Origin of the sequence: Microbacterium sp. 13-71-7 (assembly GCF_002257455.1) — a bacterium.
GTDB lineage: Bacteria > Actinomycetota > Actinomycetes > Actinomycetales > Microbacteriaceae > Microbacterium.
In genome coordinates this window covers 1-9,637 of sequence record NZ_NCKN01000159.1, presented here as the reverse complement: position 1 = coordinate 9,637, position 9,637 = coordinate 1, and the positions used below count along the sequence as shown (strand labels likewise).

Here is a 9,637-nt window from a genome sequence, read left to right as displayed (position 1 = left end):
ATGACGTCGTTGATCTGCAGTCCGTGGCCGTGGCGCGTGTGCATCGCCTCGATGACGTTGGCGCCGGCGTGCGCGATGAGCTCGGACACCCGGGCGAGCTGGCCCGGGCGGTCGGGCAGCGGGATGCGCAGCGTCAGGTAGCGGCCCGAGGCCGCGAGTCCGTGGGACACGACGCGCTGCAGCAGCAGCGGGTCGATGTTGCCGCCGGAGAGCACGGCGAGCGTGGTGCCGCTCGCGTGCACCTTCCCGGCCAGGATCGCCGCGACCCCGACCGCGCCAGCAGGCTCGACCACGACCTTCGCCTGCTCCAGGAGCAGCAGCAGGGCGCGAGCGATGTCGTCGTCGCTGACGGTCACGACCTCGTCGACGAGCTCGGCGATCATCGTGAAGGGCACGTCGCCGGGGCGCGCCACGAGGATGCCGTCCGCGATCGTCGGCTGGGTGGTGATCTCGACCGGATGACCCGCGGCGAGCGACGGGCCCATCGCCGCGGCGTTCTCCGCCTGCACGCCGATCACCCGGACCGTGCGGCCCTGCTCGGCCGCACGCGCCTTGACGGCCGCGGCGACGCCCGCGATCAGGCCGCCACCGCCGATGCCGACCAGGATCGTGTCGACGTCCGGCACGTCCTCGACGAGCTCGAGGCCGAGCGTGGCCTGCCCCGTCACGATGTCGCGGTGGTCGAACGGCGGGATCAGCACCGCGCCGGTGCGCTCGGCGAACTCGGCCGCGAGCCGCAGCGACGTGGCCACGGTCTCCCCCTCGAGCACGACCTCCGCGCCGTACCCGCGCGTGGCGAGCAGCTTGGGGACGGGAACGCCCATGGGCATGAAGATCGTGGCGGGGATCCCCAGCGCCTGCGCAGCGAGGGCGACGCCCTGCGCGTGGTTGCCGGCGGAGGCCGCCACGACGCCGCGACCGCGCTCCTCGGCGGTGAGCCGGGAGAGCCGGTGCACCGCACCGCGGATCTTGAACGACCCCGTGCGCTGCAGGTTCTCCATCTTCAGCATCACGGGCGAGCCCAGCACCTTCGTGAGCGCGACCGAGGGCAGCGTCGGGGTGCGCACGATCACGCCGTCCAGGCCGTCCGCCGCCTGCTGGATCTCGGCGAGGGTGGGGATCGTGTCGTTCGTCATCGCTTGCTCCTTCTCCGCGCGCGGGGCACGGTCTGCCAGATGTAGTCGCCATCCGGGGCGGCACCGGTGCGCCACGCACCGGAGTTGATGGTCACGGCCGCCACGTTCACGAACGCCGCGAGCGGCACCGCGAACAGGGCGCCGGGAATCCCGGCGATCAAGGCGCCACCGGCCACCACGAGCACCACGGCGAGCGGGTGCACCTTGACGGCGGATCCCATCAGGATCGGCTGCAGCAGGTGGCCCTCGATCTGCTGCACCGCGAGCACCACGACCAGCATCCAGAGCGCGATCCAGGGCCCGTTGTAGACGAGGGCGAGGAACACCGCGAGAGCTCCGGTCACGACCGCGCCGACGATCGGGATGAAGGAGCCGAGGAAGACCAGCACGGCGACGGGGACGGCCAGCGGCACACCCAGCAGGAACGCGCCGAGACCGATGCCGACGGCGTCGATGAAGGCGACCAGCATCTGCGTGCGCGCGTAGTTGATCACGGTGGCCCAGCCGTTGCGGGCCGCCGCGTCGACGGCCGGCCGGGACGCCTTCGGGAAGAGCTTGAGCGTCCAGTTCCAGATGCCGCCGCCGTCGGCGAGCAGGCAGAGCAGGATGAACAGGGTCAGCACGGCGCCGGTCGCGACGTGGCCGAAGGTGGTGCCGACCGCGATCGCCCCGCTCTTCAGCAGTTCGCCCTGCTCGCTGAGGAACGTCACGGCCTGGTCGAGCAGATCCTGGATCTGCTTGGCCGTCAGGTGCAGCGGTCCGTCCAGGAGGAACTGCTGGAGCTGCGCCCAGGCGGCGACCGTGCGCGTCTGCACGCCGTCCCACTGCTGGGTGATCTGCCAGATCGCGAGCCACAGCAGGCCGCCCACGATCGCCAGCGTGCCGATCAGCGCCACCACGATCGCGAGCCAGCGCGGCCAGCGCGCTCGCAGCATCGTGCTGAACGCGGGCCAGAGCAGCGCCGTGAGCAGGATCGCGACCATCAGCGGGATGACCAGGATCTTGAACAGCATGACCAGCCAGATCACGACGCCGAGCGCGGCGGCGATCACGAGCAGGCGCCAGGCGTAGGAGGTGGCGATGCGCAACCCGGTCGGCAGCGATCGCTGCACGTCGTCGCGCACGTCGACATGGCCGGTGACGGTGCGCTGGCGGATGAGATCGCGCAGCCGGGGCGTGCTGTCCTCGCTCATCGGCCCAGTCTACGGGCGCGGCCGGGAGCGGATGACGCACGCGGCGGCGGCACGGAGGTGCGCCGGCGATGTCGGCGGCTGTCGATACGCTGACCGTCGTGACCGACTCCTCCGCCACCACCCGACGAACGTCCGCGCACTCCGTGGTCGACACGCTGAGCGCCGGCGAGGCCCGGCGCATCGCGCTCGCCGCGCAGGGGTTCTCGCGGCGACGGCCGGCGGAACCGGGCGTGCGCCACCTGCACACGGCGATGGCGCGCATGGGCGTACTGCAGATCGACTCCGTGAACGTGTTCGCGCGCTCGCACTACCTGCCGCTGTTCTCGCGTCTGGGCGCCTACGACCCCGCGCTGCTGGAGCGCGCCTTCCTGTCCCGCCCGACCCCGGCGCGGACCGGCCGCTACACCGAGTACCTCGCCCACGAGGCGACCTTCCTCCCCGTCGAGGACTGGCCGCTGTGGGGCTTCCGCCGCGAGGCGTTCCGCGCCAAGCGCGGCGAGTTCTGGGGACGGACCTCGTCGGCCCGCACGCTGGACTGGGTCAGGTCGGAGCTGCACGAGCGGGGGCCCTCGCGCCCGGCCGAGATCCGCGGCGACGCCCCGGGCGGCAAGGGCGGCTGGTGGGAGTGGGACGACGTCAAGCACGCGCTGGAGTATCTGTGGCGCGTCGGCGAGGTGGCGATCGCGGGGCGCGACGGCTTCGAGCGCCGCTACGCCCTCGCGGAGCACGTGGTGCCGGCCCAACTGCTCGGACGCGACCTGGACCGCACCGCCGCGATCGGCGAGCTCGTACGCCGGGCGGCGAGGGCGCACGGGGTCGCGACCGCGGCGGACATCGCCGACTACTACCGGGTCAAGGATCGCGCGCTGGTGCTCGGCGCGATCGACGATCTCGTCGATCAGGGTGAGCTGGAGCCCGTCCGCGTGCGCGGGTGGGAGCGCGGCGGCCGGCCGCTTCCGGCCTGGCGGCACGTCGACGCCGTCCTGCCGCGCCGGATCGACACGACGGCCATCCTCACCCCGTTCGACCCGGTCGTCTGGTTCCGCGACCGGGCGCTGCGGGCGTTCGCCCTGGACTACCGGATCGAGATCTACACGCCCGCCGCCAAGCGCCGCTACGGCTACTACTCGCTGCCGGTGCTGGTCGGCGACCGGATCGCCGCACGAGTGGATCTCAAGGCCGATCGCGCCACAGGCACGCTTCGCGTGCAGTCCGCGTGGTGGGAGCCGCAGGCGCGCCCCGCCGAGGACCGGGATCCCATCGCGGCCGAGCTGCGCGCGGCCGCCGCCTGGCAGGGGCTCGAGCACGTCTCGGTGTCAGGCTGGGGCGACGCCTCAGCGGCACTCGCCAATGCGCTCGACGGACACTCCGCCCGGGTGCTCCGGCACGATGTGGGGCGGACGGATCAGGCGCCGCTCAAGGCCTGATCGCCCCGGGGGCGGTGAGCGAGCACGACCGAAGGACGAGCGAGACGAAACGCAGCGCCCTGTCGAGGCACGCGTTTCGTCTCGCTCCGACTGCGTCGGTGCTCGCTCAACGCCCCCGGAAGTAGGGGCGAGTCAGAACTGCACGCGCGGGGGTTCCGCGATGGCGGCGCCGTCTGCGACCTCGAAGAACTCGCGCTCGGTGAAGCCGAGGTTGCGGGCGAACAGGTTGTTCGGGAAGACCTTGATCTTGGTGTTCAGCTCGCGCACGCCGCCGTTGTAGAACCGGCGGGAGGCCTGGATCTTGTCCTCGGTGTCGACGAGCGCGGCCTGGAGCTGGAGGAAGTTCTGGCTGGCCTGCAGCTGCGGATACGCCTCGGCGACCGCGAAGAGGCTCTTCAGCGCCTGCTGCAGGTGCCCCTCGGCGGCTCCGGCCTCACCCGGGCTGGACGCGGAGAGCGTCTCGGCGCGGGCGCGCGTGACGTTCTCGAACACCGCCTTCTCATGCGCGGCATAGCCCTTGACCGTGTCGATGAGGTTGGGGATCAGATCGGCGCGACGCTTGAGCTGCACGGTGATGTCGCTCCACGCCTCGTCGACGCGGACCCCGAGCTGCACGAGCGAGTTGTACGTGGCCCACAGATAGATGCCGACGGCGACGATCAGAACGACGATCACTCCGACGACGACGAGCACTGGCACGAGAACATCCACGGACGACAACCCCCTAGCAGACGCGGTTTCGGCTCATCCTATCCCGGCATCCTCCGTGTTCGCCGGGCTGCCAGCGAACGGTCAGGCACCGAGAACGCGCTCGAGATAGCGGTTGCCGAACCGGCGCTCCGGATCCAGCCTGTCGCGCAGCGCGAGGAAGTCGTCGAAACGCGGGTAGCGCTCCCGCAGCTGGTCGGCGTCCAGGGAGTGCAGCTTGCCCCAGTGCGGCCGTCCGCCGTGCGCGAGGCAGATCTGCTCGACCGCGTCGAAGTACTCGCGGGGGTCATGACGCCAGTAGCGGTGCACGGCGAGATATGCCGAGGCGCGCTCGTGCGCCGTGGACAGCCAGCGGTCGTCCGCCGCGGCGAAGCGCACCTCGATCGGGAACTCGATGCGCCAGCCTCGCTTCGCGATGAGGGCCTGCACCGCGCGGAACACCGGCACGATCTGGTCCTGCGGCAGCGCGTACTCCATCTCCCGGAAGCGCACCGTACGGCTCTGCGTGAGCACGCGGTGGGAGAGATCCGTGTATTCGCGGTCCCCCGTGAGCTTCACCGCGAGCCGGCTGAACGGCGGCGTGATCGCCGGAACGACCACCCCGCCCGCGCAGACGGCGCGGTACACGCCGTTCGAGAGCAGCGTCTCGTCGATCCACCGGCCGACCTTGGGCAGCGGGCGACGCACGGCCGATTCGGGAAGCCGCGCGGTGGTCTTCGTGAGCGCCACGTCGGTGTGCGGGAACCAGTAGAACTCGTAGTGATCCGCCGCGGCGACGCGCTCATGGACGCCCTCCAGCACCTCGTCCAGCGGGGCGGGCGCATCGATCGCGTGCATCACGAACGCGGGCACGCACTGCAGCGTGACCTCGACGAGGATCCCGAGCGCGCCGAGCCCCAGGGCGACCGCGGGCAGCAGCTCCGCGTTCTGGGTCTCGTCGACGCGGAGGAACTCCCCCGCAGCGGTGATCAGCGTGGCGCCGACGACCTGGGCGGCGATGCCGCGGAAGCCGGCACCGGTGCCGTGCGTCCCCGTGGAGATGGCCCCGGAGATCGACTGCCGGTCGATGTCGCCGAGGTTCTCCATGGCCAGCCCGTAGGGCGCGAGCAGCGCAGGGATGCGGTGCAGCCGGGTACCGGCGAGCAGCGTCACGCGCCCTCGGGCCTCATCGGCCGAGACCAGTCCCTGCAGATCGTCGAGCTCCAGCAGCACGTCGGGCGCGACCGCCACCCCCGTGAAGCTGTGACCGGCGCCGACCGCCTTCACGCGCAGGTTCAGGGCCGCGGCGGCCCGCACGGCACGCTGAACGCCCTCCGGAGTGCGCGGGCGCTCCACCCTGATCGGCCGGACCGACGCCGAACGGCCCCAGTTCTGCCAGGTTCCCCCGGGTCGTGTCATAGGAACGCCTTCCCCTCACCGCGATAGGTGGGCAGTTCTGCGACGACGTGATCGCCGTCCACGAGGTGGTAGCTCAGGATCCGCTCGGCCGGTTCGCCGCTCTTGGCATGCCGCAGCCAGACACGGTCCCCGATCCGGAGAGTGCGGGCGGCCTCGCCGCGCAGCGGCGTCTGCACCTCGCCCGCGGCCTCCCTCGGCGCGGTCTGCAGACCCTGCGGCCACACGGGCGCGGGCTGACGCGAAGCCACCGGCGGCCCGGACGCGATCCATCCGCCGCCGAGGATCGTCGCGATGTCGGGGGCGGGCCGGCGCACCACGTCGAAGGCGATCGCGCTGGCCGGCGCCGGCGCGAAGGCGCGGTAGCCGTCGAACAGGTGCCCGGCGAGCAGACCGCTCCCCGCCGTGATCTCGGTGAGGGCCGGATCGGATCCGGTGTACTCGAGGGATCCCGTCCCTCCGCCGGTGACGAACTCGAGGGGCACGAACGCCCGCACGGCCTCCGCGATGCGCGCGCGCCGCTCGCGCAGTTCCTGGCGCGACTGCGCCTGCACGGTCCTGATCAGCGTGTCGCCGCTGCCCGTGTCGTCGCCCTGTCCGGCGATCTGCGCCTCGTACATCTGCAGCCCGACCAGGCGGAACCCGTCCCGCTCGGCGGCTCGGCGGGCGAATCGCGCGACCTCGTCCGGGGTGTGCAGCGGCGAGCGGAACACGCCGATGTGGCCGAGCGCGGGGGCGCGCCACGAGGCGTCGGCGTCGATCGCGATGCGCACCCGGGGCCGCGCGGCAGGAGCCACGACCGCGTCGATGAAGTCCAGCTGCGACTCGTCGTCGACCATGAGGGTGATCCGTGCGGCGGCCTGCTCATCGGCGAGCAGCCGTTCGAGGCTCGGGCGGTCGGCGGTCGGGTAGGCGAGCACGATGTCGTCGTGGTCCTCGGCGAGCCAGAGCGCCTCCGCCAGCGTGAACGCGAGCAGGCCGCGGTAGCCCGGCACCCTGAGGGCGGCGTCGATGACCTCGCGCACGCGCACCGATTTCGTGGCGATCCGGATCGGCAGGCCGCCGGTGCGCACCACCATGTCCATGGTGTTGTAGCGCAGCGCCTCGAGATCGATCACGGCGACCGGCGCGGGCAGGTGCGCCGTGGCCTCGGTCAGCCGCGGCCACCATCGGGCCGGATCCTCCCAGGCGTGCGCAGTGGGACGGCGGGCCGCGTGGCCCTGATCGGCGATGAGCTCGAGCACTCCCCCACCCTATTGGCTCCGAGTCAACATCGCCCAGGGGGCCGCGCTCGCTAGGCTCAATGGGCGGCCCCCGTAGCCCAACGGCAGAGGCAGGCGACTTAAAATCGCTTCAGTCTGGGTTCGAATCCCAGCGGGGGCACACGAGACGACCATCCGATCCGAGACTCGAGAGTCCCCCACGGGTGCACTCGCTGAGCCGGTTTCGGCGATCGGCGGACCGATCCGCTCTGTCCCCCGGCCCGCCGCAGGAGCTACATTCGAGCCATGAAGCGCTCCGCGATGATCATCTACACGGTGGCGGGGCTCGCCATCGCCGGGCTCGTGGCTCTCGCCGCACCGCCCGTCATCGCTTCGGTCGCGGCGGCGCCTCACGTTCGGCCGACCACCGGGAGCGCACAGAGGGCGACGCCTCACCCCACCGTCAGCCCCACCTCCGACCCGGACCGCGTCATCTGGCTCGGGGACGGGATCAGCGTGAAGGTCAGCGACCTTCCGAAGGGGTGCACGACCTATTCGAAGATCCAGATCTTCGACGTGAGCAGTCACAGCTACGGCAGGCTCATCGGTGAGGCAGCCGACCGCGGGGCGTCCGAGGGCGCGACCGGCACCGTGAACCGCGACGCCGCGGGGAACATCGTGAGTTACACGGCCGCCCCGGGCGACAACACCTGGTCGGTGGGCGACCGCCTCTGCACGAACGGCCTCATGATCGGGCGATACAACCACGTCGGCACCGACCCGGGTGACCACGCCCTCCAGCCGGGCGAGACCATGGTGATCCGTCCCGACATGAACGTCGAATGGGTGCCCGGCCGCTGAGCTGCACCATGGCCTCGCGCGAGGCGCGATACCTTGGCGGGATGCGATTCCCCGCCTTCGAGGCCTACGCGACCACCCGGCGGATGGCTGTTGCAGTGACTCCTGCGGCGCAGAACAGCGACTACGAGTCGGGCGTCGCTCGGATCGGCGACGAGACGTGGCACATCCGGACCGCCCGCAACACTCCGACCAAGCCGGGCGCCTTCGTCGCCTTCTGGCAGCGCGACGCCGGCGGATCCACGGTGCCTTTCGGCGACGACGATCTCGCCGCGGGGCTGTATGTCTTCGTGGTGCAGCACGGCCGCCGCGGCGTGTTCCGGTTCACCGGCGCGCATCTCGCAGCGCTCGGCATCACCTCGGGCACGCGCCCCGGCAAGCGCGGATTCCGGGTGTACCCGAGCTGGTGCGAAGGGCTCAACGCCCAGGCCACGGCGACGCAGTGCGCTCAGGGATCCGCGTTCGAGGAGTATTGAGCTCAGGCCGAGTCGCCGGCCAACGCATCGAGGGCGCGTCGTGCCGCCTCCACCGCCTTCTCCGTCGTCGCGGCGTGGTCGGCGGCCTGGGCCTGGTGATCCTCCGCGGTCGTCACCTCGTCGCGCACGGCGCTGACGGCCGCCCTGGCCGCAGCGAGTTCGGCTTCGAGCCGGGCGATCCGCGCGTCAGCCTGCGCGGAGCGATTCGCCGCATCGCGCACGTCCCGGTCTGCTGCGGCCAGGTCCCGGCCGGCGCGGGCGTGCGCCTGCTCGGCGTCGTGGAGCGCGCTCTGCGCTTTCCTCAGCTCGCGCCGGGCCCTCACCTCGTCCACGGGAACGGGCGGTGCCTCAGGCGCGTGCGGCGTGCCGCCACCGACGACCGCGGCCAGGTCGAGCGGGAACTCGGAGGCGGGTTCGAGTTCGTGGACGAGCCGGCCGGACGCGACGGCCGCGGCCGCACTCGCATCGAAGAACGCGGCTGAGATCGTCTGCTGGACGGCTTCCAGAGTCGCAGCCGTGACCCTTTCGCCGCGTGCCGTCGCGAGCGCGGCGGCATCGGACGCGAGCCGATTCGTGAGTGCCCGGCGTTCGCGGGTGAGGCGTGCCAGCGTCACCGCGTCGACATCGGCCTGCGCCTCCCTGAGCTCCTCGGCGAGGCGCAGCGCTTCGCCGAGCTGCGGCGCGCGCTCGCGGGCGAACACGTTGACGACCCAGGCGGAGACGCTCGGCTTGCGCAGCGCTTTGATCCGCGCCGCGAGATCGGCGTCGTCCGCCTCTTTCGCGCGCGCGTTCCGGGAGGACACGAAGTCGCCCGGCGGCCCTGCATACAGGTCCGCCGCGATCGTCTCGAGGTCGGTCACGATTCCTCCGGTCCGGTCATTCCCGACGATTCTCCTCGCTCCGCTCCCCCGTCGGCGGGTCGGTCTGCTCCGTGCTGCGGACCGTCAGCACATCCGCGGCCCGCTCGGGCTCGGCGTGCTGGGAGAGGGCGGGGGTCGGATCGCCCGCGCCGGCGCGCACATCGCTCCTGCTCTCGCCATCCTCGATGAAGGCGATCTCGACCTCGGAACCCCACTCGACGGCGATCCCCGGCATCGTCCACTGCTCCGTCACCCAGAACAGTCCCGGCCAGGTGAGCGCGCGCAGACTCGGTCCGTCGGGATCCGGACCGACCAGCACCAGCCCGAGCTCGGCCGCGGCTTCTATCGCGACGTGAACGGGCTCCCCGACGAAATCCGGAAG

10 protein-coding genes and 1 tRNA gene are annotated in these 9,637 nt (G+C 71.8%); 4 read left to right on the top strand and 7 right to left on the bottom strand.

Annotation, left to right across the window (positions count from 1 at the left end; translation table 11 throughout):
- Together ilvA and B7X32_RS14505 are read right to left on the bottom strand one after the other, a co-directional pair.
- On the bottom strand, positions 1–1,136 hold a 1,136-nt coding region (gene ilvA / locus B7X32_RS14510; RefSeq protein ID WP_292720990.1), incomplete at its 3' end, for a threonine ammonia-lyase.
- Positions 1,133–2,329, bottom strand: a complete 1,197-nt coding sequence (locus B7X32_RS14505; protein WP_292720987.1) for an AI-2E family transporter — start codon at positions 2,327–2,329, stop codon at positions 1,133–1,135. The genes B7X32_RS14505 and ilvA, both read right to left, overlap by 4 nt.
- 98 nt (positions 2,330–2,427) lie before the next feature.
- On the opposite strand from B7X32_RS14505, the gene B7X32_RS14500 reads away from it, so the two are divergent.
- On the top strand, positions 2,428–3,756 hold the full coding sequence (locus tag B7X32_RS14500; RefSeq protein WP_366246996.1) for a crosslink repair DNA glycosylase YcaQ family protein: 1,329 nt from the start codon (positions 2,428–2,430) through the stop codon (positions 3,754–3,756).
- A gap of 132 nt (positions 3,757–3,888) precedes the next feature.
- On the opposite strand, the gene B7X32_RS14495 is transcribed toward B7X32_RS14500, so the two are convergent.
- The 3 genes from B7X32_RS14495 to B7X32_RS14485 all read right to left on the bottom strand — a co-directional run bounded on the left by B7X32_RS14495 (position 3,889) and on the right by B7X32_RS14485 (position 7,103).
- Complete coding sequence (locus tag B7X32_RS14495) at positions 3,889–4,467, bottom strand: LemA family protein (RefSeq protein WP_233312090.1); 579 nt, start codon at positions 4,465–4,467, stop codon at positions 3,889–3,891.
- A gap of 81 nt (positions 4,468–4,548) precedes the next feature.
- The gene (locus tag B7X32_RS14490; protein WP_292720980.1) at positions 4,549–5,862 is read right to left on the bottom strand and encodes a D-arabinono-1,4-lactone oxidase; all 1,314 of its coding nucleotides are present in this window, start codon (positions 5,860–5,862) and stop codon (positions 4,549–4,551) included.
- Positions 5,859–7,103 (bottom strand): alanine racemase, encoded by a 1,245-nt coding sequence (locus B7X32_RS14485; RefSeq protein ID WP_292720977.1) that lies wholly within the window; start codon positions 7,101–7,103, stop codon positions 5,859–5,861. The genes B7X32_RS14490 and B7X32_RS14485 overlap by 4 nt, the downstream gene beginning before the upstream one ends.
- A 66-nt stretch (positions 7,104–7,169) precedes the next feature.
- Here B7X32_RS14485 and B7X32_RS14480 point away from each other — a divergent pair.
- From B7X32_RS14480 to B7X32_RS14470, 3 genes are all read left to right on the top strand, one after another.
- Positions 7,170–7,242: transfer RNA gene (locus B7X32_RS14480), tRNA-Leu, on the top strand.
- Positions 7,243–7,367: 125 nt separating this feature from the next.
- Entirely contained in the window at positions 7,368–7,922 is a 555-nt protein-coding gene (locus tag B7X32_RS14475; RefSeq protein WP_292720975.1) for a hypothetical protein, read from the top strand.
- A gap of 41 nt (positions 7,923–7,963) precedes the next feature.
- The gene (locus tag B7X32_RS14470) at positions 7,964–8,395 is read left to right on the top strand and encodes a MepB family protein (protein WP_292720972.1); all 432 of its coding nucleotides are present in this window, start codon (positions 7,964–7,966) and stop codon (positions 8,393–8,395) included.
- A gap of 2 nt (positions 8,396–8,397) precedes the next feature.
- Here B7X32_RS14470 and B7X32_RS14465 read toward each other — a convergent pair whose 3' ends face one another.
- Positions 8,398–9,255 carry a transposase gene (locus B7X32_RS14465; RefSeq protein WP_292720970.1) on the bottom strand — a complete coding sequence of 286 codons (858 nt, stop codon included), beginning with the start codon at positions 9,253–9,255 and terminating at the stop codon, positions 8,398–8,400.
- A 16-nt stretch (positions 9,256–9,271) separates the two neighbouring features.
- A partial coding sequence (locus B7X32_RS14460) for a hypothetical protein (protein ID WP_292720968.1) occupies positions 9,272–9,637 on the bottom strand: 366 nt, incomplete at its 5' end.